A 22862-nucleotide genomic window follows, 5' to 3' on the forward strand; every position below is an offset into this window, starting at 1 on the left:
TGTGTTCTATTGCGTCGGGGGCGAGATCGCACACCCCGCGCGTTCGGGCGCGGTTCGCCGCAGGATGGGGAGCATGCTGTTCGCCGAGGTCGCCCGTGTCTCGTACGAGGTCGCGCACACATCCGCGCGGACCCGCAAGACGGCGCTGCTCGCGGAGTTCTTCCGCGCCATGGAGCCGGACGACGTGCCGGTTGCCATCGCCTACCTGGCCGGCCGGCTGCCGCAGGGGCGGCTCGGTGTCGGCTGGGCGGCGCTCAAGGACCGCGCGGCGCCCGCCGCGCAGGCGTCGCTGACGGTACGGGCGGTGGACGAGGCGCTGACCGCCGTGGGCGCGGTCGCGGGCGCCGGTTCCCAGAACCGCCGGCGCGAGCTGCTCCAGGCGCTGCTCGGCGCGGCCACCGAGCGCGAGCAGGAGTTCCTGGTCGGGCTGCTCACCGGCGAGGTGCGGCAGGGCGCACTCGACGCCGCGGCGGCCGAGGGGCTGGCCGCCGCCACCCAGGCGCCGCCCGCGGACGTACGGCGCGCGGTGATGCTCGCGGGCGCCCTCGAACCGGTGGCGCGGGCGCTACTGGCGCGCGGCCCCGACGCGCTGCCGGAGTTCACGCTCGGCGTCGGGCGCCCGCTGCTGCCGATGCTCGCCTCGTCCGCCAAGTCCGTCGCGGAGGCGATCGCCAAGGCGGGCCCGTGCGCGATCGAGGAGAAGATCGACGGCATCCGCGTCCAGGTGCACCGCGACGGCGGATCGGTACGGATCCACACCCGCACCCTGGACGACATCACCGACCGGCTGCCCGAGGTCGTACACGCCGCGCTCGCGCTGGACGCCGACCGTTTCATCCTGGACGGCGAGGTGCTGGCGCTCGGCGCGGACGGGCGGCCCCGCCCGTTCCAGGAGACCGCGGGCCGGGTGGGCTCCCGCGTCGACGTGTCGGCCGCCGCCGAGGCGCTGCCCGTCTCCGTGGTCTTCTTCGACGTGCTCGCCGTCGGCGACCGCGACCTGCTCGACCTCGCCTACGAGGAACGGCACACCGTGCTGGCCGGGCTGCTCCCCGAGGAGCTGCGCGTACGGCGCGCTGTCGTCACCGACCCGGCCGACGAGGCACAGCTGCGGGCCGCCGAGGACTTCTGGCGGGCCACGCTCGCGCGCGGGCACGAGGGTGTGGTGGTGAAGTCGGCCGACAGCGCGTACGCGGCCGGGCGGCGCGGCGCGTCCTGGATCAAGGTCAAGCCCGTGCACACCCTCGATCTGGTGGTGCTGGCCGCCGAGTGGGGGCACGGCCGGCGCACCGGCAAGCTCTCCAACCTCCATCTGGGCGCGCGCGACGGCGACGGCTTCGCCATGCTCGGCAAGACCTTCAAGGGCCTGACGGACGCGCTGCTCGACTGGCAGACCGAGCGGCTGCTCGCGCTGGCCACCGGCCCCACCGACGGGTACGTGGTCGCCGTGCGGCCCGAACTCGTCGTGGAGATCGCCTACGACGGCCTCCAGACCTCCACCCGCTACCCGGCGGGCGTCACCCTGCGCTTCGCCCGCGTCGTCCGCTACCGCGAGGACAAGACGGCGGCCGAGGCCGACACGCTGGAGACCGTACGGGCGGCGCACGGCGCCGGCTGACCGTCGGCCTTCGTCAGACCTGGCCCTGGTTCTCCAGCCGGAAGCGGGTCTCCTGCTCCTGGTCGCCCGCCGCGGAGCCGGTCACCCGTACGGTGAACGCCTCCGCCAGGCTCTCCCGCAGCCGGTCCACCGCGCGGTAGCCGCCCTGGGCGGTCAGCGTCACCGGCTCCCCCAGCCGGGTCGGCCCCGGCACCCCGAGGGTGCGGGACACGTCGAAGGTCGCGCTCCAGATCATCGGCCGCCCGTCCGGTGAATCCTGCGGGGTGTCGTCGGGTTCGCGGTCCGAGGCGAAGCTGGTGCTCAGCACGTCGAGGACGATCCTCGCGTCCTCCTTCGCGCTGCCGTCGAACGTGACCGCGACCTTGGCCGAGTCGTCTTGCGCCGTGCTCACGGGGGTATTCCTTTCGGAGGGGGTGGCGCGCGCTGCCGGGCGCCACGCCGATCCCTTTTCCGCTGCGCGGCGGGCAAAACCCTCGATTCACGCGACTCCCGCGAATGGCGCCACAATCGTGGCATGGCGAAAGGGTGCCCTTGCGGGCGGGACGCGACGTACGACGAGTGCTGTGGTGCGGTGCACCGGGGGGTGAAGGCGGCGGCGACCGCGGAGGCGCTCATGCGGTCGCGCTACAGCGCCTTCGCGGTGGGCGACACCGCTTATCTCCTTCGGAGCTGGCACTCGCGGACGCGGCCGGCCGAGGTGTCGCTCGACCGCGGGGTGCGCTGGACCCGACTCGATGTCCTCTCCACCACCGGTGGCAACGCTTTTCACTCCGAGGGGACCGTCGAATTCCGGGCTTTTTTCCGTGCCGGAGGGCACGTCGGTGAACAGTACGAGCTGAGCCGTTTCTGCCGTGAGGACGGCGCCTGGGTCTACCTCGACGGCACCGTCTAGTCCCCGGGGCGCCCCCGGCCCCCCACGGAGGAGGGTGCCCCTCCTGCGGAGTGCGGTGCCTGATGTCTTTTAGGGGCGCGGGGAACTGCGCGCTGGGGGCACCCCCGGCCGAAGGTTGGGGGACCGCGCGGGGCTGCGGGTGAAAGACCGCCCCCAGTGGGGCAGACGCTGTTGTTTTTGCGACCACCGGGCCGGTGGGGGCTGGTCGCGCAGTTCCCCGCGCCTCTTAAAAGACCTGACTCACCGCACTCCGCAGGAGACCTCAGGCACCCAAGGGGCAGGGGATCACACACCGCCCCCCCCCGCAGGGGAAGCGCACCGGGGCCGCGCCCCCGAAGACCTCGCTCGCCGTCAGGCGGAAAGGGCCCCGCAGGGGGCGCCGGCGCGCGGAGGGCTAGGCGATGGGGTGGCGGGAGTCGTAGCGGGGGAAGCTGCGTTGGAAGAGGCCGATCAGAGTGATGGCGGCGATACAGGCGAGCCCGCCACCGATCACCGCGGCCCTCGGAGAGAAGAGATCCGAGGCCGAGCCGGCGAGAAAGTCGCCGAGGCGGGGCCCGCCGACCACGACGACGAGAAAGACGCCTTGCAGGCGTCCCCGCATGTCGTCCGGCGCCGCCGACTGAAGCATGGTGTTGCGGAACACCATGGAAACGGTGTCGGCGCACCCCGCGAAAGCGAGGAAGAGCAGGCCGAGCCAGAGGTTGCGGGTGAGGCCGAAGACGGCGACGGCGGCGCCCCAGGAGCCGACGGCGAGCAGAACGGCGAACCCCTGCCGGTGGACGCGGCCGAGCCAGCCGGAGAAGACGCTGCCGAGCAGGGCGCCGACGGCGGGCGCGGCGGCGAGCAGCCCGACAGTGCGGGTGTCTCCGCCGTACCAGAGCCCGGCGACCGCCGGGAAGAGCACGCGCGGCTGCGCGAGCACCATGGCGGCGAGGTCGGAGACGAAGGTGGTGCGCAGATTGGGCCGGGAGGCCAGATAGCGCAGCCCCTCCATGACGGAGGGCCGGCGGCGCACCGCCCCGTCGCCCTCGCCGGGCAGCATCGCCGGCAGCCGCCACATCGCGTAGAGGGAGGCGGTGAAGGCGGCGACGTCCACGAGATACGCGGCCTGGTAGCCCCACGCGCCGACCAGCACGGCGCCGAGCATGGGCCCGGCCATCTGGCCGACGCCGCCGGCCAGCGAGGCGAGCGCGTTGGCGGCCGGCAGCCGCTCGGGCGGCAGCAGCCGCGGGATCATCGAGGAGCGGGCGGGCGAGTTCATCGCGAAGCAGACCGCCTGGAGCGCGACGACGGCGTAGAGCAGTCCGACGTACTTCAGGTGCCCGATGGCCGCCGCGGCGAGGACGGCGGAGCAGACGGTGGCGCCGGTGGCGGTGACCAGGCCGAGCCTGCGCCGATCGACCGCGTCGGCGACGGCACCGCCGTACAGGCCGAAGACGATCAGCGGGACGAGCGAGCAGAGGCCGACCAGGCCGACGTAGAAGCTGGAGCCGGTGATCGCGTAGACCTGGAGCGAGACGGCCATGGCGGTCATCTGCTGGCCGATGTACGAGATCGTGTTGCCGAACCAGAGCCGGCGGAAGTCGGGGTGCTCGCGCAGCGGGCTGATGTCGGCGAGCAGCCGGCGGCGGGGCTTGGCGAGCGGCGTCGCCGACCGGTCGCGCGCGGCGGCGGCCGCCGCCGACTTCCCGGACTTTTCGGTCCCTTCGGGCTTTTCGGGCTTTTCGGGCGCGAGTGCCCCGGATGGCGCAGCCCCCCGGTCCCGTTCGTCTTCGCTGTTGAGCACGAGGAACGGTAACAACCGTGCCGCCGGATACCGCGGCCAGGCCGGATTTCATACCGATGCCGAAGAATCGACACAGGGCGTAGCGTCCCGGAAACCGGCTGGTGACGGTTGGGTGGCAGGCTTACGCTGTGCGGGACGAACCGGTTCCCGGGGAAGTACCGAACCCCAGGAACCCGTCCCGGAACGAGTCGCCCACCTCGGCCGCGCTCCGGTCCTCCCCCTAGCCCCCGGGCGCCGGGGGCCCGAGGCGCCACCGCGTCCGCACCGCCCGAAGGACATCCCACCGGGCGCCAGGCGCAGTCGGACGGCCGCGTCGGGTGTCGCCGGTCCACGCGACGCAAAGGAGTGCGCGGTGTCACCTGAGAAGCTCAAGCTCAAGGAGTCGGCAGTCGAACGGGGCGGCGACGGCGCCTCACTGCTGGCCGAGGAACGCCCCCTGGACACCTGGTCGAGGTGCGCCCCGATCCGTCTCGCCGGTTACGAGGACGACCTGTCGGAGACCCACATCCTGCGCGGCATCGACTAGTCCGCCCGCGGCCGTACCCGACCGGCCCCGAACCGACGTGCCGTCGCCGTCTCCTGACGGCACGTCGGCCCGGACGAGTCGAACGTCACGTTCCCCGGCGCCCATTGGGGCCATGACTGTCATGTACGGTAAAAGCATTAACACTTCGCACCCCTCGACCCCTACCGGGGCCATGCGCAATGAAGCGATACGACGTGGGTGCGGCCCGGTCGTGAGATTTCCGTCGCTTCCGACACATGAAGCAGCGAGAACCGGGCAGGCGCGTCCCGACTTCGCCGACATCGAGGAGTACGACGATGCTGATGGCCCACCCGACTGTTCTGCGGAACCTGGTGGATCGCTACGAAACCCTGACCGCGGCGGCGGAGACGGCGGAGTCCGTCGACCCGCGTATCCGGCAGCAGCTCCAGGACACGGCGTACACCCTGTGCGTCTCGACCGGCACCCGTGAGATCGCGGCGGCGCTGACCGCCGCCCGCGTGCACATGGAACGCGACACCCTCAAGGCGTCGGCCGCCTGATCCGGTTGGCCACAGCACGGAACACGTCGGAAGAACGGCGGCGGCACCTCACGGTGCCGCCGCCGTCGGCGTTTCCGACGACCGCGCGGCTCATGGGAATTTCATAGGTATTGCGCATCCGATTGCCGCGATATCCGGCAAACCCCCTGGCCGGACGCCATATCCGCCCGTCAGGCGCGGGTACAGAGCACGGTCACTCGTTGGGGTGATTCATCGGCTGGCCATGACCTGATTGGCCCTGCACGCGTTGTCCCCGGTGCGGGCAGGACGCCCGCGAGGATTTCCGGAAGGCAGGAAAGCGTATGAACAGGGTTGCCCAGAAGGGACTTGTCACCGCCATGGTCGCCGGCGGTCTGCTGGCGGCGGGTGCCGGGTACGCCCAGGCCGATTCGGCGGCCGAGGGCGACACCGCCGGTTCACCCGGTGTCCTGTCGGGCAATTCGGTGCAGGTGCCGATCGACATTCCGGTGAATGTCTGCGGCAATACGATCAATGTGATCGGTCTGCTGAATCCCGCCCTGGGCAACTCCTGCAGCAACGCGTCGGCCCCCGCGGCCGGGCACTCCTCCCCCGGTGCCCGGCCGGGCCGGCACGCGGGCGCGCCGGCCGACGAGCGGGCGGCCGGCGCGACCACCAGGGCCGGCTCGGACTCCACCTCGGGCGGCGGCGCCCACGCGGCGGGCAGCAGCCGCAATTCGCCGGGGCTGCTGTCCGGCAACAGCATCCAACTGCCCATCGACGTGCCGGTCAACATCTCGGGCAACAGCGTGAACGTGGTCGGGATCGGCAACGCGGCGAGCGGCAACACCGCCACGAACGGCAGCACCCCACCGGCGCCGACGACCGATCCGACGCCCGCCCCGCCGGCCCACACCCCGGTCCCGGCCCCGCCGAACCCGGTCCGGGACACCTCCGCGCCGACGCTGGCGCACACCGGCGCCGACGGCCTGCCGTACGCGGCGGGCGGCAGCGCGGCCATGCTGCTGGGCGGCGCCCTGCTCTACCGCCGTTTCCGGCCCGGCCGCGGCTGAGCCCGCGACGGCCCGGGGACCAGTGCCTTCGCCGCCCCGGGCTCCGGCGCCGCCGGTGACGGCTCGTCGGTACGCTCCGCCGCCCGCCTGACGTCGATCGCCCGCTGCGCGTTGAAGTGGGCGCCGATGAGCAGGGCGAGGTTGGAGAACCACAGCCACACCAGGAAGACGACGGTGCCGGCCAACGGCCCGTACAGCCGGTTGTACGTGCCGGCCCGCGCGGTCCAGGCGGCGAATCCCGCCGAGCTGAGCAGCCACAGTACGACGGCGACGGCGCCGCCCGGGGCCATCGCCCGCAAGCCCCGGGTGCCGCGGGGCCCGGAGCGGAAGAGCACCAGCACCAGGACGGCGACCAGTATCAGCATCAGCGGCCAGCGCAGCACCCGCCAGGCCGCGACCACGGGCGTGCTCATGTGCAGCAGCGTGCCGACCCGGTGGGCGATCTCCCCGCTGACGACCAGGCTGGTGGCGCTGGCCACCAGCAGTGCCAGCAGGGTGACCGAGGTGAACACGATGCGCGGCGCGGTGCGCCAGGCGGGGCGGTGGTCGGTCGCCCGGTGCATCGCGTGCAGGGCGCGCCGGAAGACGCTGGAGTAGCTGCACGCCGACCAGACGGCGCCCGCGCTCCCGATCACCACCAGGGAGAGGGTCGCCGACTTGTCGTCGGCCATGTCCTGGAGGGCGGAGGCGACGACCGGGCGGGACGCGGTCGGCATGAGCGCGGTGATCTCCGCGGCGAGGTCGCCGTCGGACGCGCCGCCGGTGAGGCCGAGCACCGACACGGTGACCAGCAGGGCGGGGAAGAGCGCGAGGACGGCGTAGTAGGTGAGCGCCGCCGCGCGCTCGGTGGCGTCCTCTTCCCAGGCGGCGCCGATGGCGCGGCCGAGCGCGCGCAGCGCCCGGAATGTGGCGAGCGTCTTGGCGAACCGTCGTGGCCGCGCCGGTCCGGCGCCGCGGACCGCGGTCTCATCCATCGTCAATGCTGCCCCTCGAAGCGTCAGGCGGTAGGCGGCCGGTGGCCCGCAGTGACGTATGCCCGGGGCCGGTCCACCCATGTGCGCCGTGACGGGTACTTGCCCCGTACGGGGTGGCGGCACCTATCGTCGGCAGCGAACAGCGGCCGAACGCCGGGCAGCCGGCGAAGGGAAGGACCGGGACATGGCACAGGAAGTCCGCGCGGTGATCGCACCGGGCAAGGGCGCGCCGGTACGGGTGGACACGGTGGTGGTACCGGACCCGGGGCCGGGCGAGGCCGTGGTGCGGGTGCAGGCGTGCGGGGTCTGCCACACCGATCTGCACTACCGCGAGGGCGCCATCAACGACGACTTCCCCTTCCTCCTCGGGCACGAGGCGGCCGGCGTGGTGGAGGCCGTCGGCCCGGACGTCACCGAGGTCGCGCCGGGCGACTTCGTGATCCTCAACTGGCGTGCGGTGTGCGGCCGCTGCCGGGCGTGTCTGCGCGGGCGTCCCTGGTACTGCTTCGACACGCACAATGCGACGCAGAAGATGACGCTGAAGGACGGTACGGAGCTGTCGCCGGCGCTGGGCATCGGTGCCTTCGCCGAGAAGACGCTGGTGGCCGCCGGGCAGTGCACCAAGGTCGACCCGTCGGTGTCGGCGTCGGTGGCCGGGCTGCTCGGCTGCGGGGTGATGGCGGGCATCGGCGCGGCGATCAACACCGGCGGTGTGGGCCGCGGCGATTCGGTCGCGGTGATCGGCTGCGGCGGGGTCGGTGACGCGGCGGTCGTCGGGTCGCGTCTGGCCGGCGCGGCGCGGATCATCGCCGTCGACATCGACGACCGCAAGCTCGCCACCGCGTCGGCGATGGGCGCCACTCACACCGTCAACTCCCGGGACCGGGACCCGGTGGAGGCGATCCGCGAACTGACCGGCGGGCACGGCGCCGATGTGGTGATCGAGGCGGTCGGCCGCCCGGAGACGTACAAGCAGGCGTTCTACGCCCGCGATCTGGCCGGGACCGTGGTGCTGGTGGGGGTGCCGAGCCCGGAGATGACGCTGGAGCTGCCGCTGCTGGACGTGTTCGGCCGCGGCGGGTCCCTCAAGTCGTCCTGGTACGGGGACTGTCTGCCGTCCCGGGACTTCCCGATGCTGATCGACCTGCACCTGCAAGGACGGCTCGACCTGGGCGCCTTCGTCACCGAGACCATCGCGCTGGACGAGGTGGAGGCGGCGTTCGCGCGGATGAGCGAGGGCGACGTATTGCGTTCGGTCGTGGTCATGTAGCGGCCATAAGGTGTATGCGCACGCATGGGCGATGATGCGCATGCGTGCGCCTGTACCGCGAAGACGTGATTCGAGGAGCCTTCAATGGCGCTGCCGCAAGGCACGCTCAGCCACCGCTACCGCGGCGAGCACCCCGTCCGTACCCTCCTCTACCTCTTCGAACCCGACCGTCGCCGGGTCGGGTTCGCCGTGGCGGCCTTCTTCGGCAAGCACACCCCGGTCTGGCTGCTGCCGCTCATCACGGCCAATGTGGTCGACGTCGTCGTGCAGCACCGCCCGATATCCGTGCTGTGGTGGAATTCCGCGATCCTGCTGGTGATGCTCAGCCTCAATCTGCCGCTGCACCTGGCGTACGTCCGCAATATGCAGGGCTCGATCCGCAGGACCGGCACCCGGCTGCGCACCGCGCTGTGCCACCGGATGCAGCAGCTGTCCATCGGCTACCACTCCCGGGTCAGCGCCGGGGTGCTCCAGGCCAAGGTGATCAGGGACGTCGAGACGATCGAGACGGCGGCCCAGCAGACCGCCGACAACGGTCTGGCGGCCATCGCCACGCTGACCGGCGGCCTGGTCGTGATCGGGATCCAGGCGCCGGCCTTCCTGCCGGTGTTCCTGGTCATCGTGCCGGCGTCCGCGACCCTGGTGGTACGGCTGCGGCGCCGGCTGCGCGACCACAACGAGTCCTTCCGCCAGCAGGTCGAACAACTGTCCTCACGGGTCAGCGAGATGACGACGCTGATCCCGATCACCCGCGCGCACGGCCTGGAGGACACCGCGCTCAACCGGGTGGACCGCACGCTCGGCGAGGTGCTGCACGCGGGGCTGCGGCTCGACCGGCTCAACGGCTGGTTCGGCTCGCTGGCCTGGATCCTGCTCAACGCGATCGGGGTGGCGTGCCTGTCGGGTTCGGCGCTGATCGCGTACTACGGCTGGCTCAATGTGACGCCCGGCACCGTGGTGATGCTCAGCGCGTACTTCTCCAGCCTCACCACCTCCGTCACCACCCTGCTCACCCTCACCCCGCAGATCGGCAAGGGCCTGGAGTCGGTCCGCTCGATCGGCGAGGTGCTCCAGGCGCCGGACCTGGAACAGAACGACGGCAAGGCGCCGGTCGAGGGCGTGGTGGGCCGGTTCGAATTCCGCGGGGTGGGCCACACCTACCCCGAGACCGACCGGGCCTCGCTGGCCGACTTCGACCTGGACGTACGGCCCGGCGAGACGATCGCGCTCGTCGGCGGTTCGGGCGCGGGCAAGTCCACGGTGCTCAATCTGGTGATCGGCTTCCTGCGGCCGACGCGCGGGCGGATCCTGCTCGACGGGGTCGACATGGAGACCATGGACCTGCGCGACTACCGCAACTGGCTGTCGGTGGTGCCGCAGGACTCGATCCTGTTCGAGGGCAGTGTCCGTGACAATGTCACCTACGGCATGACCGATGTGCCGGAGGAGACGGTACGGGCGGCGCTGCGGGACGCCAACGCGCTGGAGTTCATCGACCGGATGCCGCAGGGCCTGGACACCGTCGTCGGTGAGCGGGGCGCCCGGCTGTCGGGCGGTCAGAAGCAGCGGCTGGCGATCGCCCGGGCGCTGATCCGCGACCCGCGGGTGCTGATCCTGGACGAGGCGACCTCGGCGCTCGACTCGCGCTCCGAGGCGCTGGTGCAGCAGGCGCTGACCCGGCTGGTGCGCGGCCGTACGGTCTTCGTGGTGGCGCACCGGCTGTCCACGATCCGGGGCGCGGACCGCATCGTCGTCATGGACGAGGGGCGGATCGTCGAGATCGGTTCGCACGCCGAACTGATCCGCAGCGGTGGCGCCTACTCCGGGCTGCAGGCCGCCCAACTGGCCTGAGCCGGTGCGGGAGGGCGCCCGCGAGACGCCCTCCCGCACCGGGTGTACGGAGTGTCAGTCCGACAGCGCCTGCGAGACGATGTCCCGGGCCTCCTCCTGGACCCGGGCCAGGTGGTCGTCGCCGAGGAAGGACTCGGCGTAGATCTTGTAGACGTCCTCGGTGCCGGACGGCCGCGCCGCGAACCAGGCGTTCTCGGTGCTGACCTTGATGCCGCCGAGCGCGGCCCCGTTGCCGGGCGCCTCGGTGAGCACGGAGGTGACCCGCTCCCCCGCCAGGTCGGCCGCGGGCACCTGCTTGGGCGACAGCTTGGCGAGGACGGCCTTCTCCTCGGGGGTCGCGGGCGCGTCGATCCGGGCGTAGGAGGGGGCGCCGAACTTCGCGGTGAGGTCCGCGTAGTGCTCGGAGGGGGTGCGGCCGGTGACTGCGGTGATCTCGGCGGCCAGCAGGGCCAGCAGGATGCCGTCCTTGTCGGTGGTCCACGCCGCGCCGTCGCGGCGCAGGAAGGACGCTCCCGCCGACTCCTCGCCGCCGAAGGCCAGGGTGCCGCCGAGCAGTCCGTCCACGAACCACTTGAAGCCGACCGGCACTTCGGTCAGCGGACGGCCGAGGTCCGCCACCACCTTGTCGATCATCGACGACGACACCAGGGTCTTGCCGATCGCCAGGTCCGGCGCCCACTGCTCGCGGTGCCGCGACAGGTAGGAGATGGCGACGGCCAGGTAGTGGTTGGGGTTCATCAGGCCGCCGTCGGGCGTGACGATGCCGTGCCGGTCGGCGTCCGCGTCATTGCCGGTGGCGATGCGGTACTCGTCCTTGCGGGCGATCAGCGACGCCATCGCGTACGGCGACGAGCAGTCCATCCGGATCTTCCCGTCCCAGTCCAGCGTCATGAAGCGCCAGGTGGGGTCGGCGACCGGATTGACCACCGTCAGGTCGAGGCCGTGCCATTCGGCGATCCGGCCCCAGTACGCGACGGACGCGCCGCCGAGCGGGTCCGCGCCGATCCGTACGCCCTCGCGCCGTACGGTCTCCAGGTCGAGCACTGCCGGCAGGTCGTCGACGTAACGGCCGAGGAAGTCGTAGCGGCCCGTGGTGTCGGCGGCGAGCGCGCGGGCGTACGGGATGCGGCGCACGCCCTTGAGGCCGTCGGCGATCAGCTCGTTGGCCCGGTCCTGGATCCAGCCGGTGGCGTCGGAGGCGGCCGGCCCGCCGCTGGGCGGGTTGTACTTGAAGCCGCCGTCGGCGGGCGGATTGTGCGAGGGGGTGACGACGACGCCGTCCGCGACATGGTCGGTACGGCCCCTGTTGTACGCGAGGATCGCGTGCGAGACGGCCGGCGTCGGGGTCCAGCCGTCGTGCTCGTCGATCAGCACCGTCACCTCGTTGGCGGCGAACACCTCGAGGGCGGTGACCCGGGCGGGTTCCGACAGGGCGTGGGTGTCGGCGCCGAGGAACAGCGGTCCTGTGGTGCCCTGCCGGGTCCTGTAGTCGCAGATCGCCTGGCTGGTGGCGGCGATGTGGTCCTCGTTGAAGGCGGTCCGCAGCGACGAGCCGCGGTGTCCCGAGGTGCCGAACGCCACCCGCTGGCCGGTCTCGCCGGGGTCCGGGTGCAGCGCGTAGTAGGCCGTGATCAGGCGGGGCACGTCCACCAGATCGTCCGGCCGTGCCGGTGTTCCGGCGCGCTCGTGCGGCATCCGCGTCTCCTTCGCTCTCGCTGCGTCATCGGGTCGGGCCTGCCTGACCATTCTTAGCAATACAGTGGCGCCCATGACAGCAGTGGAGTCCCCCGCCGACGGTGTGCCGCTCGCTTCGGCGACCGGCCGCTGGGTGCTTGCCTGTTCGGTGCTGGGGTCGGGCATGGCCATGCTGGACGGCACCATCGTCACCATCGCGCTGCCCAGGCTCGGCGAGGACCTCGGCGCGTCGCTGGCCGCACTCCAGTGGACGGTCAACGGCTATCTGCTGACGCTGGCCGGGCTGATCCTGCTCGGCGGCGGGCTCGGCGACCGGTACGGGCGCAGGAAGGTCTTCGTCGTCGGGGTGGTGTGGTTCGCGCTCGCCTCCGCGCTGTGCGGCGCGGCGCCGAACAGCGGGGTGCTGATCGCCGCGCGCGCCCTGCAGGGTGTGGGCGGCGCGCTGCTGACACCCGGTTCGCTCGCGCTGGTGCAGTCCACCTTCCGGCAGCAGGACCGGGCGAAGGCGGTCGGCGCCTGGTCGGGTCTCGGCGGTGTGGCGGGCGCGATCGGGCCGTTCCTCGGCGGCTATCTGGTGGACGGCCCCGGCTGGCGGTGGATCTTCCTGGTCAATCTGCCGCTGGCGGCGGTCGTGGTGGCGATCGCGGTGCGGCACGTGCCGGAGAGCCGGGACCGTACGGCGAGCGGCGGTTTCGACGTGCTCGGCGCGGTGCTGGCCGCGCTGGCGCTGGCGGGTATCACCTATGCGCTGATCAGCGCGTCGGGCGATCCGTCGGCGCTGGAGATCGCGCTGCCCGCGGTCGCGGGCGTGGTGTGCGGCTGGGCGTTCCTGCGCACCGAGCGGCGCCGGACGTCGCCGATGCTGCCGCTGTCGGTGTTCTCCTCGAAGCTGTTCACCTCGACGAATCTGGTGACGCTGTGTCTGTACGCGGCGATCGGCGGGGTGTTCTTCGTCGTGCCGGTACAGTTGCAGATCGCGGCCGGGTACAGCGCGCTGCGGGCCGGTCTTGCGACGCTGCCGGTGACCGTGCTGATGCTGCTGCTGTCCGCGCCGGCCGGCGCGCTGGCCCAGCGGATCGGCCCCCGGTGGCCGCTGACGGTGGGTCCGCTGGTCACCGCCTGCGGCATGCTGCTGCTGACCCGGATCTCGCCCGGCTCCTCGTCGTACGTCCTCGATGTGCTGCCCGCGGTGGTGGTGCAGGGCCTTGGCATGTGTCTTTTCGTGGCGCCGCTGACCGCGACGGTGCTCGCGTCGGTCGAGGTCGATCACGCCGGGGTGGCCAGCGGGGTCAACAACGCGGCGGCGCGGGTCGCCCAGTTGCTGGTGGTCGCCGCGCTGCCGCTGGCGATCGGCCTGTCCGACCAGGCGTACCGCTCCCCGCACGCGGTGGACACCGCCTTCGGCAAGGCGATGGTGATCTGCGCCTGCCTGTGCGTCGCCGCCTCGGTGCTGGCCTTCCTCCTCGTGCCGTCCGGCGCCCTGGACAAGGCCGCCGACGAGGGGGCCCCGGTCCGGCCGGAGTGCACCGCGCACTGCGGTGTGACCGCTCCCCCGCTGGAGCCGGGCAGCCCGAGCACACAGGGAACGCCGGGCACGGGCTGAGGGCTCAGGGGCCTTCCGGCTCCGGCGGTTCGGTCAGCAGCTGTTCGAGTACGGGCAGGGCCGCGTCCAGGGTGCGGCGCTGGTCCTGGGTGAGCCAGGCCATCCGGCGGGTGAGCAGTTCGGCGCGCTCGCGGCGGATACGGTCAAGCAGCGCGCTGCCCTCGGGCGTGATGCTGACCAGCCAGGAGCGGCCGTCGGAGGGGTCGGCCTCCTTGCCGATCAGGCCGGCCTCGGACAGCGGCCGGACCGTACGGGTCAGGGAGGGAGCGGCGACCTGTTCGCGGGCCGCGAGTTCACCGAGCCTGATCGGCCCGAACTGGCCGATGCGGGCGAGCGCGGACAACTGGGCGTAGGTGAGGTTGAGGTCGTCGGCCGATGCCTGGGCGAGCTGCCGGTAGAGCCGGGCCACGATCAGCGCGACCGCGGCCGGGGTGGCGCCCCCGCGCCCGTCGGTGTCGTTCATGGCGGGGGGCGCCTCCTGGTTCGTCAGCGGTGTCTACTCCTGGGGCGCACGCGCCGCGCGGCCGCGGATCAATGATGCGGCAGCCGCGACCAAGGACATCACGATGGCCAGTGCGAACACCACCACCAGGCCGTCGTGGAAGGGACCCGAGATCAGGTGCGGGAAGAACTCCCGGCCGGTGAGCGTGTGCTGGTTGGCCGCCGGCAGCTTGCCGAGCAGGTCGGGGCCGAGCAGTTGCTGGATCGGGTTGTAGCCGAGGAAGGCCGCGAAGAGCGTGCCGACCGGCGGCAGGTGGGCGATGTCGTGCGCGTTGGCGGCGGGCACGCCCTGGGCGACCAGGCCCGAGCTGAGGGTGTCGGGCAGCGACCGGGCGAGCCCGGCCACCATCAGCGAGAAGAACACGCCGATGGAGAGCACCATGCCGGCGTTCTGGAAGGTGGCCCGCATGCCGGAGGCGGCGCCGCGGGCCTCGGCGGGCACGCTCGCCATGATGATCGAGGTGTTGGGCGCCGCGAACAGTCCGCCGCCCACGCCGTTGAGGAAGATCAGGAAGGCGAAGCCGAGGTAGTTGAAGTCGGTGGGGAGCAGCAGCAGTCCCGCGAAGGACGCCGCCATCACCACGAAGCCCGCGGCGGCGAACAGCCGGGCGCCGTACCGGTCGGACAGCAGGCCCGCGATCGGCCCGGAGAGCAGAAAGCCGACGGTGAGCGGCAGCAGGAAGATACCGGCCCACAGCGGGGTGTCGGCGTAGTCGTAGCCGTGCAGCGGCAGCCAGATGCCCTGCAGCCAGATGATCAGCATGAACTGGAGGCCGCCGCGGGCGATGGAGCCGAGCAGGGTGGCCGCGTTGCCGCCCGCGAAGGCCATGTTGCGGAACAGGGCGAGCGGGAACATCGGTTCGCTGACCTTGGACTCCACCAGGCAGAAGAGCGCCAGGACCAGGGCGCCGCCGATCAGGCCCGCGAGCACCCACGGGTTGGTCCAGCCCATGGTGTGGCCGCCGTAGGGCTGGATGCCGTAGGTGATGCCGGCCAGCAGGGCGGTCAGGCCGACCGCGAAGGTGATGTTGCCCCACCAGTCGACCTTGGCCTTGCGGCGGGTGCCGGTCTCGTGCAGCGAGCGGTACGCCCAGACGGTGCCGATCAGGCCGATCGGCACGTTGACCCAGAAGATGGAGCGCCAGTTCCACTCGGAGAGCAGTCCGCCGAGGACCAGGCCGATGAAGGATCCGGCGATGCCGGCGACCATGTTGACGCCGAGCGCCATGCCGCGCTGCCGGGCCGGGAAGGCGTCGGTGATGATCGCCGCGGAGTTGGCCATCAGCATGGAGCCGCCGACGGCCTGGGCGACGCGCCAGCCGATCAGCCAGAGCGCGCCGCCGCCGCCGTGCATCGGGTCGACCGAGAGGATCACCGAGGTGACGGTGAAGATCAGGAAGCCCGAGTTGTAGATCTTGACCCGGCCGAGGATGTCCCCGAGCCGGCCGAGCGTCACCACCAGGACCGCGGTGACCAGCATGTAGCCCATCAGCATCCACAGCAGATAGCTGACGTTGCCGGGCTGGAGCGGGTCGAGGTGGATGCCGGTGAAGATCGCGGGCAACGAGATCAGCACGATCGAGGAGTTGATCGTGGCGATCAGCATCCCGAGCGTGGTGTTCGACAGCGCCACCCATTTGTAGTGCGGATGGTCGGCCGCGATACGCGGCGTCCTCCGCGGTATTCGACCTGTTGAATCGGTCGTCTCGTCGGCCGTCTTCTCGGTCGCCAACCTTCACACCCCACCGGTCGCACGGGTACTTAACTTAGGTTAAGTAACTCTAACACCGACGGGTGAACGGCCGACACCGCCTCCGTTACCGACACCGCCCCCTCACCGCCGGCGCAACAGCACCCCGCGCAGGAAGGCGGCCTGACCCGCGTGCTGGAGGTCGTCGGAGACCACGCTGACCAGCCGTACGCCGAGCGTGACCGGCGGGTCCCAGCGCTTGTCGACGACCCGGTCCAGGTCGGCGTCGGTCAGGCCGCGCACATAGCGCAGCGTGCTCTCGTGCACGGCGTCGTAGTAGCCGGTGAGCAGGTCGGCGGAGGCCACGCGGACCGCGGCCACGTCCTGCGGGCTGTCGCCGTAGCCGGTGGCTCCGGCCGGGAAGGGCAGGTCGAAGCGGGTGTCCCAGCCCTGGGCGGTCCAGGTCTGCTCGGTTCCCGCGACCTCGGCGACGTGGTCGTCCTGGACGCGGGTGAGGTGCCAGACCAGCCAGGCGACGGTGTTCGCGCCGTCGTCCAGCTGCTGGGACAGCTCCTCCGGCCGCAGGCCGTCGACCGCCTCGTGGACGACTTCCTTGATCCGGCCGAAGGCGTCGGCCAGCAGTTCCGTGCTGTTCATCGGGGCTCCTCGCAAAGAGATCGCAAAGTCGTGCTTCGGGCCACCGGTGACAACCGGCGGCCCCCGTCCGCTCCTTCCCACTCTCCGCTCGAAGCCGCCGCATGCGCACGCGGAGGTGCCCGCGTCCGGGATCCGGACGCGGGCACCTCCCCCGGAGGGACTCCGGGCTTTCTCACCTGCCGGAGCAGGGGCAGGGGTCAGTTGTTGACGTTGATGGTGAAGCTCGTGGTGGTGTTCTGGATGTCCACCGCGTTGTCGCTCTCGTGCAGGCCGTTGATGGTCACCGAACCCACCGCGGGACCCTGTCCGGGTTCCGGCTGCGGGTTGGCCCACAGACCGAAGCCGGACTTGGCGTCGAAGGCGTCACCGCTCTTGTGGGCACCGGTCACCGACAGGTTGGTGAAGACGGTGTCGGCGATCGGGTTGAGCGAGGTGCTGCCGTTCCACTTGGTCTGGAACATCACGCCCTGGTAGGTCGGGTCGCTGATGTCGATGTCGCTCAGCCGCAGGCCCTGGAGCTTGAACTCCGCGGAGAAGATCCACAGTGCCGGGAAGGCCTGCTGTCCCCAGAAGTGACCGCCGTCCCGCACCAGCGAGATGTTGGAGAAGGTGGTCTGCGGAGAGGACTCGAAGCCGAGCGCCTGGATGCCGCCGAACTGCAGCGAGCCGATGGTGATGCCCGGGTAGGTGAGCGAGTCGGCGATGTAGAGGTTGCTGAAGGTGTTGCCGCCACCGCCGTAGACCGCCAGACCCGCCGCGCGCCACACCGTCTGCACGCTGAGGTTCTGGAACTTGTTGCCGGTCTCCTGCTCGTTGTGGTTGTCGATGGCCGGGAACAGCGCGAAGCTGTCGTCGCCGGTCGACCGGGCCTCGGTGTTGGTGACCGTGTTGCCGGTCGAGCCGTTGGTGAGGTTCACACCGTCGGCGAAGGTGTCGCGGATCCGCAGGTTGCTGATGGTGGAGTCGTCGACGTTGGTCGCCCACACACCGCAGATCGTGTGCTCGATCCACAGGTTGTCGATCGTCAGGTTCGCGACGCCGGTGAGGTCGAAGACCTTGCCGGGACCGTCGATACGGCTGGTGTAGTTGCCGAAGAAGCCGAATCCGGTGAAGGACGAACCGCCGGAGCCGGACTGCAGCGAGAAGCCGCCGTCGGTGTTCTCCTGGGTCTGCGGCGTGAAGAACCTGGTGAACCAGGGGCCCGCGCCGACGACCTTGATCGCGCGGCCGTAGACGGTGAACTTGTTCGCCGTCTGGTAGTCACCGGCGGGCAGGTAGACACCGAGCTTGCTGGTGTCCTGCCGCGCGGTGTCCAGCGCGTTCTGCACGTCCTGCTGGGTGAAGCCGGCCGGCACGACGTACTTCGTCGGGTCCGGGTTCGGCGTCGCCGTGACCTGCTCGGTGTTGATGTAGTCGATGTTGTAGTAGGAGGCGGTGTTGGCCGCGTCCTTCTCCAGCCGGATCTTGTGGCCGGCCGGCACCGTGGTGCCGAGCAGCACATTGGCCTCGTCGTAGATGTGCCGCGGGGCGCCGGAGCCGGGCGAGTTGTTGGGGCTCGCCTCGTCGCCGTACAGCCACTCGAACTTCGAGGTCAGCGAGATCGTCTTGAGGAAGGTGCCGTCCACGTACACGTTGAGCGTCGTGGAGTCGGTGCCGTCGGGGATGTTGAAGCGGGTGACCAGGGTGTTGGTCGAGGTCCGGGTGGTCCACTCGACGTACTGGCCGTTGCCCGCCAGGTGCACCGCCTTGCGGCCGGACGCCTCACCGGCCGGGTCGCCGATGGTGCGGTTGGGGCCGAGTACGGTCGCGCCGCCGCCGGTGACACCGTCCTCCGCCTCGTAGACGTCGTACGGCATGTTGGCGCCGCGGCCGACGAACAGCGACTGGGTGCTGGTGTTGTTGGCCTGCTTGGTCGCCACCTCGTTGGAGTCGACCGCGATGACCGTCTTGACGTTGTACTTGCCGTTGGCCGCCGTCCAACTGCCCAGGTTGACCGGGGCGGTGGTGGCCCCCGGTGCGATGGCGCCGCTGTAGGAGCCGGTGAGCGTCTTGACCACGTTGCCGGAGGCGGCGTCCGCGATCGTCAGGGTGACGTTGTGGGCGCCGGACGCGGCGGCCACGGTGCCCTGGTTCTTGATGGCGACCGAGAAGTTGACGTTATTGCCCGCCGACGGGTTGTTCGGCGACCAGGCGACCGGCGAGGCCACCAGGTCGGAGGTGTCGACCGGCTTGACGACCAGTGCGCTCGGGCTGGTGTAGCTGTTGTTGGTCTCGTTCTGCTCGACGACGGTGTTGGCCTCGTCGACCTTGGCGGTGAGCTGGTAACTGCCCGCGTCCTTGGCGCCGACATTGGCGGACACGGTGCTGCTCGCGCCCGCGGCCAGGGCGCCGACGTTGGCGGTGCCGACCTTGGTGGTGCCGAGGTAGAAGTTGACGTTGGTGGCCGCCGACGCGTTGGTGCCGATGTTCTTCACCGTCGCGTTGAGCGTGATCGGGTCGGTCTCGACCGGCGCGGCGGGCGAGGCCGTCAAGGCGTTCACCGTCAGGTCCGGGTTGGGTCCTGGCACGCCGATGACCTGGAATTCGGCCGCCTGGCCGCCGCCGGCACCGGTGTTGCCGCTGAAGGTGAGGCGGACGTCCGCGACCCGGCCGGTGACCGGGATCGTCACCGAATTGCCGGTGGACGGGCTGAAGTTGTACGCCGTCGCGGGCGAGAGCTGGGTGAAGGCGGTCGCGTTCTGCTCACGGCCGGAGACCGCGATGGTCTGGGTGCGCGGACCCCACGAGGAGTCGGGGTTGAGCTTGACCACCACGGAGCTGGTGTCCACGTTGGCGCCGAGCGACACGGTCAGCGTGCTGGTGCCGGTGCCCTCCCAGTACGTGGTCAGGCTGTCGTCGTTGGCGTTGGCCGCCACGAAGTTCTGGACGGTGGAGGAGGCGACGATCGGCTTGCCGACCGCCTGGTTGGTGCCCCCGGTGGGCGGCGTGGTGCCGTTGCGGGTCACCGTGTTGCTGTTCGCCGACTCGTTGCCCGCCGCGTCCTTGGCCTTGACGAAGTACGAGACGGTGGCGCTGTCCGGCTGGCTGTCGGTGTAGGTCAGCACATTGGCGGCGGTGGTGCCGATCTGGGCGCCGTTGCGGAAGACCTCGTAGCCGGTGACCGCGACATTGTCGCTGGCCGCGTTCCAGGTGAGCTTGATCTGGCCGGACGCGGGCTGGGTGTAGGCAAGACCGCTCGGCGCGGACGGCGCCGTGGTGTCACCGGAGGAACCGGTGCGCGTCACGGTGTTGCTGTGCGCGGACTGGTTGCCCGCGGCGTCCTTGGCGACCACGTAGTAGGCCACGGTCGCGGAGTCGGGCTGGCTGTCGGTGTAGGTCAGCACATTGCCCGCCACCGAGGTGCGCAGCACACCGTTGGCGTAGACGTCGTAGCCGGTGACGCCGACATTGTCGCTGGCCGCGTTCCAGGTGAGCTTGATCTGGCCGGACGCGGGCTGGGTGTAGGCAAGACCGCTCGGCGCGGACGGCGCCGTGGTGTCACCGGTGGTCGGCCCGTACACCTCGAACTCGGATATCTGGCCGGCCGGCCAGCCGGTGTTGCCGGTGACGTTCAGCCGGACGTAGCGCGTCGTGGCCGAGTTGAAGTTGATGGTCACGCTGTTGCCGGTCGCCGGGTTGAAGGTGTAGCCCGCCGACGCGACGATGTCGCTGAAGGTGCTGCCGTCCGTGCTGCCCTGGACGGACAGCGTCTCGGTGCGCGTGGCCCACGCGGTGGCCGGCGGCAGCTTCAGCACGACCTGGTTGACCGCGACCGCGGAGCCGAGGTCGACCCGCAGCCACTGCGGGAAGGCGTTGTTGGTGCTCTCCCAGTACGAATTGGCGTTGCCGTCGACGGCGTTGCCCGATCCGTAGACGTCCGCGTGCCCGGACTCCGCCGTTGGCTTGCCCGCGGCCAGGTTGACGGTGGACGCGGCGGCGGCCAGCGGGGTGATCTCGGACAACTGCGCCGCGGAACCCGCGGTGTTGCCGGTCACCTCGGCGCGGACGTAGCGCGCCATGGAGGCCGGGAAGGAGACCGTGACGGTGTTGTCGGCGGACGGCTTGAAGGTGTACTTCGCCGAACCGACCAGGGTGCTGAAGAGCTTGCCGTCCTCGCTCGACTGGAGCGCGAGCGTCTCGGTCCTGGTCTTCCAGGAGGCCGGCACCTTCAGCCGCACCTTTCCGATGCGCTGCGAGCTGCCGAGGTCGATCTGCGCCCACTGCGGGCCCGCGCCGTCCTTGCTCTGCCAATAGGTGTTCTGGTCGCCGTCGTTGAGGTGCGCGGCGGAGTGGCCGCCGCTGGTGCTGCTCGCCGCGACCGCCTTGCCGGTCACCGGACTTGGCCCGCCCGAGGCCACGGCGGGAAGTGCCGACCCGCCCAGCACCAGCAGGCTCGTCGCGGTCACCCCCGCCAGCAGCCGCGGGATGGAGCGCTTCGTTCTCATAGCGTCCCTCTATGTCGTGCCCGGCGCTGCGTCGTCGCGGCCCGGGGCGGTGGGAGGTTCAGGAGACGGAGTATCCGAAACGTGCGGGTTGAGCCAGTGAAGTTGCGCTCTTCCCATGCAGATTCATCGTTGTTCTGCTCATATTTTGCGTACGTGTTGGCAGAGTGTTACAGACGCGCTACGGCGGCGTCTACGCCTCGGAAGGCACCGATTCACAGGGCGGTACGGGGAACGGGCGGACCTGCGCGTTTCCGGCCACGGGCCGGCGGCAGTCGGCCGCGGTTGGCGGCGGCGCTTGGCCGCGGTTGGCGACAGCGCTACGGGGAAGGCGCGAAAAAGGCGCGGGCCGTGGCCCGCGCCTTCGGCAACGGTGGAGCTACGCGAGGTCCTCGGAGCCCGCGAGCGCTTCCTCGACGGTGTCCCGCAGGGGCAGCACCATCTGCAGGCCGACCAGGCCGAAGAGCCGGGCGACAAAGGGAGAGGGCGCGGCGATCCGGAGCCGGCCCGGGCCGAGGTCCGCATCGGCCCGCAACAGCACGTTCATCGTGGAGGAATCACAGAAGGTCACCTGCGACATGTCGACCACCACCAGGGACGCGTCCTGCCGCACGGCCTCGCTCAGGGCCGCGCGCAGCGGCTCGAAGCTGTCCAGGTCCAGCTCGCCGCGCACCGCGAGCACCATCGCACCACCGGACCGGCGGACGGCAACCTCCACCGGCCGCGCGGAGTCGTCCCCGCCGCGTCCCATGCCGCCACCGCTCACAGTGCAACCTTCGCTCTCCGCCGCGCTGTGCGGCCGTACGCGACGACCCGCTGCAAAACGCGGTGTCACCCGTGCCACCCTAGTAAGATCGTTGCCACTTGACAACATTATCCATCGGGCAAGAGTCTGTGCCGACAGACGCGAGGGTGGGGAATACGTGCGCGGGCGAGGCGGGGAGCGGAACGGGATGCCAGGGCCTGTGCTGTGCTGCGGGCCGGGGCCGGGAGAGCTAGGGCGTGTCTTGTGGATCGGGCCGGATCAGGGAGCGGGGTCTGGTGCGTGTGATCGCAAGGCGGAGGAGGGAGGCGACGCGGAGCGTCGTCGACCGACGACAACGCGGCGAGCGCGCGTGCCAGGGCTCGCGAGCCCGGCAAGATCCACAAGACACGCCCTAGGCGGAGTCCGCCGCGCGGCCGGATTCGGCGGTCGTCGGCACGGCGCCGGGGACGCCGGCCACGGCCGCGGCCGCGGCGCGCCGGAAGGCCGTCAGCCCTTCGGCCAGTGCCGCCAGTTCCGCGGGTGCCATCCGGCCCAGCACGGCCTTCACCTCGCGGGCCCGGAAGTCCCGGAATTCGGCCAGTGCCGCATGGCCCCGGCGGGTCAGCCGCAGCTCCACCTCGCGGCGGCTCACCGGGCTCGGCTGCCGGTCCACCAGCCCGACCGCTTCCAGCCGGTCGCACAGCCTGCTCACGGACGAGGGCAGCGACCCCAGCGCGTCACCGAGCGTGCGCAGATTGGCACCCTCGTACTGTTCGATCGCGAACAGCGCCCGCACCTGCGACGGTGAGAGGGGACCGGTGGGCGCGGCCTCCTGGCCCCGCCCCCACAGCACCTCCAGCAGTTCCGACACAGCACTCGCGTCGTGAGCGACCTGCTCACGGCGGTGGGGCGGAACGATGTGGGGCACCCGGCCACTGTGCCACTCGTGACAGCCTTTTGTCAGCCCGCGCCGCGGCGCACCCGGTCCGGCACCACCACCGGCCACCCCGTATCCGCCGATGTA

The 22862-nt window shown here is 71.1% G+C and carries 18 protein-coding genes; 8 read left to right on the forward strand and 10 right to left on the reverse strand.

What is annotated here, in order from left to right; all coding sequences use genetic code 11:
* Positions 1 to 73: 73 nt before the first annotated feature.
* On the forward strand, positions 74 to 1615 hold the full coding sequence (locus tag BM076_RS08165; RefSeq protein WP_093712754.1) for an ATP-dependent DNA ligase: 1542 nt from the start codon (positions 74 to 76) through the stop codon (positions 1613 to 1615).
* Between the two features lie 13 nt (positions 1616 to 1628).
* Here the strand turns inward: BM076_RS08165 and BM076_RS08170 are convergent, their stop codons facing one another.
* Positions 1629 to 2006 (reverse strand): hypothetical protein, encoded by a 378-nt coding sequence (locus tag BM076_RS08170; protein ID WP_093712755.1) that lies wholly within the window; start codon positions 2004 to 2006, stop codon positions 1629 to 1631.
* A gap of 123 nt (positions 2007 to 2129) precedes the next feature.
* Here BM076_RS08170 and BM076_RS08175 point away from each other — a divergent pair, with 123 nt between their 5' ends.
* On the forward strand, positions 2130 to 2507 hold the full coding sequence (locus BM076_RS08175) for a YchJ family protein (RefSeq protein ID WP_093712756.1): 378 nt from the start codon (positions 2130 to 2132) through the stop codon (positions 2505 to 2507).
* A gap of 394 nt (positions 2508 to 2901) precedes the next feature.
* On the opposite strand, the gene BM076_RS08180 is transcribed toward BM076_RS08175, so the two are convergent.
* Complete coding sequence (locus tag BM076_RS08180) at positions 2902 to 4128, reverse strand: MFS transporter (protein WP_245795907.1); 1227 nt, start codon at positions 4126 to 4128, stop codon at positions 2902 to 2904.
* Positions 4129 to 4645: 517 nt separating this feature from the next.
* Between BM076_RS08180 and BM076_RS36515 the strand changes: the two genes are divergently transcribed.
* The 3 genes from BM076_RS36515 to BM076_RS08190 all read left to right on the forward strand — a co-directional run bounded on the left by BM076_RS36515 (position 4646) and on the right by BM076_RS08190 (position 6371).
* Complete coding sequence (locus tag BM076_RS36515; protein ID WP_177246377.1) at positions 4646 to 4819, forward strand: hypothetical protein; 174 nt, start codon at positions 4646 to 4648, stop codon at positions 4817 to 4819.
* Positions 4820 to 5115: 296 nt separating this feature from the next.
* Complete coding sequence (locus tag BM076_RS08185) at positions 5116 to 5340, forward strand: DUF5133 domain-containing protein (protein WP_093712758.1); 225 nt, start codon at positions 5116 to 5118, stop codon at positions 5338 to 5340.
* Positions 5341 to 5642: 302 nt separating this feature from the next.
* Entirely contained in the window at positions 5643 to 6371 is a 729-nt protein-coding gene (locus BM076_RS08190; protein WP_093712759.1) for a chaplin, read from the forward strand.
* Here BM076_RS08190 and BM076_RS08195 read toward each other — a convergent pair.
* A complete protein-coding gene (locus BM076_RS08195) occupies positions 6341 to 7345 on the reverse strand; it encodes a YihY/virulence factor BrkB family protein (protein ID WP_093712760.1) in 1005 nt (334 codons plus the stop codon). The genes BM076_RS08190 and BM076_RS08195 overlap by 31 nt on opposite strands.
* Before the next feature lie 184 nt (positions 7346 to 7529).
* Here BM076_RS08195 and BM076_RS08200 point away from each other — a divergent pair, with 184 nt between their 5' ends.
* A complete protein-coding gene (locus BM076_RS08200) occupies positions 7530 to 8615 on the forward strand; it encodes an S-(hydroxymethyl)mycothiol dehydrogenase (RefSeq protein WP_093712761.1) in 1086 nt (361 codons plus the stop codon).
* A gap of 84 nt (positions 8616 to 8699) precedes the next feature.
* Positions 8700 to 10466 (forward strand): ABC transporter ATP-binding protein, encoded by a 1767-nt coding sequence (locus BM076_RS08205; RefSeq protein ID WP_093712762.1) that lies wholly within the window; start codon positions 8700 to 8702, stop codon positions 10464 to 10466.
* A 54-nt stretch (positions 10467 to 10520) separates the two neighbouring features.
* Here the strand turns inward: BM076_RS08205 and pgm are convergent, their stop codons facing one another.
* Entirely contained in the window at positions 10521 to 12161 is a 1641-nt protein-coding gene (gene pgm, locus BM076_RS08210) for a phosphoglucomutase (alpha-D-glucose-1,6-bisphosphate-dependent) (protein WP_093712763.1), read from the reverse strand.
* Between the two features lie 73 nt (positions 12162 to 12234).
* Here pgm and BM076_RS08215 point away from each other — a divergent pair, with 73 nt between their 5' ends.
* Entirely contained in the window at positions 12235 to 13764 is a 1530-nt protein-coding gene (locus BM076_RS08215; RefSeq protein ID WP_093712764.1) for an MFS transporter, read from the forward strand.
* Between the two features lie 4 nt (positions 13765 to 13768).
* On the opposite strand, the gene BM076_RS08220 is transcribed toward BM076_RS08215, so the two are convergent.
* From BM076_RS08220 to BM076_RS08245, 6 genes are all read right to left on the reverse strand, one after another.
* Positions 13769 to 14227 (reverse strand): MarR family winged helix-turn-helix transcriptional regulator, encoded by a 459-nt coding sequence (locus BM076_RS08220; protein WP_093712765.1) that lies wholly within the window; start codon positions 14225 to 14227, stop codon positions 13769 to 13771.
* A gap of 33 nt (positions 14228 to 14260) precedes the next feature.
* Positions 14261 to 15871 (reverse strand): MFS transporter, encoded by a 1611-nt coding sequence (locus BM076_RS08225; RefSeq protein ID WP_093713017.1) that lies wholly within the window; start codon positions 15869 to 15871, stop codon positions 14261 to 14263.
* 228 nt (positions 15872 to 16099) lie between these two features.
* Positions 16100 to 16612 carry a mycothiol transferase gene (locus BM076_RS08230; RefSeq protein ID WP_093712766.1) on the reverse strand — a complete coding sequence of 171 codons (513 nt, stop codon included), beginning with the start codon at positions 16610 to 16612 and terminating at the stop codon, positions 16100 to 16102.
* A 197-nt stretch (positions 16613 to 16809) separates the two neighbouring features.
* Entirely contained in the window at positions 16810 to 21096 is a 4287-nt protein-coding gene (locus BM076_RS08235; protein WP_093712767.1) for a galactose-binding domain-containing protein, read from the reverse strand.
* Positions 21097 to 21472: 376 nt separating this feature from the next.
* On the reverse strand, positions 21473 to 21844 hold the full coding sequence (locus tag BM076_RS08240; protein ID WP_093712768.1) for an STAS domain-containing protein: 372 nt from the start codon (positions 21842 to 21844) through the stop codon (positions 21473 to 21475).
* 406 nt (positions 21845 to 22250) lie between these two features.
* Positions 22251 to 22766, reverse strand: a complete 516-nt coding sequence (locus tag BM076_RS08245) for a MarR family transcriptional regulator (protein WP_093712769.1) — start codon at positions 22764 to 22766, stop codon at positions 22251 to 22253.
* Positions 22767 to 22862: the final 96 nt, after the last annotated feature.

This window comes from Actinacidiphila alni (genome assembly GCF_900112845.1).
Taxonomy (GTDB): domain Bacteria; phylum Actinomycetota; class Actinomycetes; order Streptomycetales; family Streptomycetaceae; genus Actinacidiphila; species Actinacidiphila alni.

What these genes read in the sequence shown, in the direction of transcription:
- BM076_RS08235 (WP_093712767.1), bottom strand. Translation starts at nt 21,096, where the DNA reads ATGAGAACGAAGCGCTCCATCCCGCGGCTGCTGGCGGGGGTGACCGCG.
- BM076_RS08185 (WP_093712758.1), top strand. Translation starts at nt 5,116, where the DNA reads ATGCTGATGGCCCACCCGACTGTTCTGCGGAACCTGGTGGATCGCTAC.
- BM076_RS08230 (WP_093712766.1), bottom strand. Translation starts at nt 16,612, where the DNA reads ATGAACAGCACGGAACTGCTGGCCGACGCCTTCGGCCGGATCAAGGAA.
- BM076_RS08205 (WP_093712762.1), top strand. Translation starts at nt 8,700, where the DNA reads ATGGCGCTGCCGCAAGGCACGCTCAGCCACCGCTACCGCGGCGAGCAC.
- BM076_RS08165 (WP_093712754.1), top strand. Translation starts at nt 74, where the DNA reads ATGCTGTTCGCCGAGGTCGCCCGTGTCTCGTACGAGGTCGCGCACACA.
- BM076_RS08200 (WP_093712761.1), top strand. Translation starts at nt 7,530, where the DNA reads ATGGCACAGGAAGTCCGCGCGGTGATCGCACCGGGCAAGGGCGCGCCG.
- BM076_RS08190 (WP_093712759.1), top strand. Translation starts at nt 5,643, where the DNA reads ATGAACAGGGTTGCCCAGAAGGGACTTGTCACCGCCATGGTCGCCGGC.
- BM076_RS08220 (WP_093712765.1), bottom strand. Translation starts at nt 14,227, where the DNA reads ATGAACGACACCGACGGGCGCGGGGGCGCCACCCCGGCCGCGGTCGCG.
- BM076_RS08195 (WP_093712760.1), bottom strand. Translation starts at nt 7,345, where the DNA reads ATGGATGAGACCGCGGTCCGCGGCGCCGGACCGGCGCGGCCACGACGG.
- BM076_RS08215 (WP_093712764.1), top strand. Translation starts at nt 12,235, where the DNA reads ATGACAGCAGTGGAGTCCCCCGCCGACGGTGTGCCGCTCGCTTCGGCG.
- BM076_RS08225 (WP_093713017.1), bottom strand. Translation starts at nt 15,871, where the DNA reads ATGCTGATCGCCACGATCAACTCCTCGATCGTGCTGATCTCGTTGCCC.
- BM076_RS08175 (WP_093712756.1), top strand. Translation starts at nt 2,130, where the DNA reads ATGGCGAAAGGGTGCCCTTGCGGGCGGGACGCGACGTACGACGAGTGC.
- BM076_RS08240 (WP_093712768.1), bottom strand. Translation starts at nt 21,844, where the DNA reads ATGGGACGCGGCGGGGACGACTCCGCGCGGCCGGTGGAGGTTGCCGTC.
- pgm (WP_093712763.1), bottom strand. Translation starts at nt 12,161, where the DNA reads ATGCCGCACGAGCGCGCCGGAACACCGGCACGGCCGGACGATCTGGTG.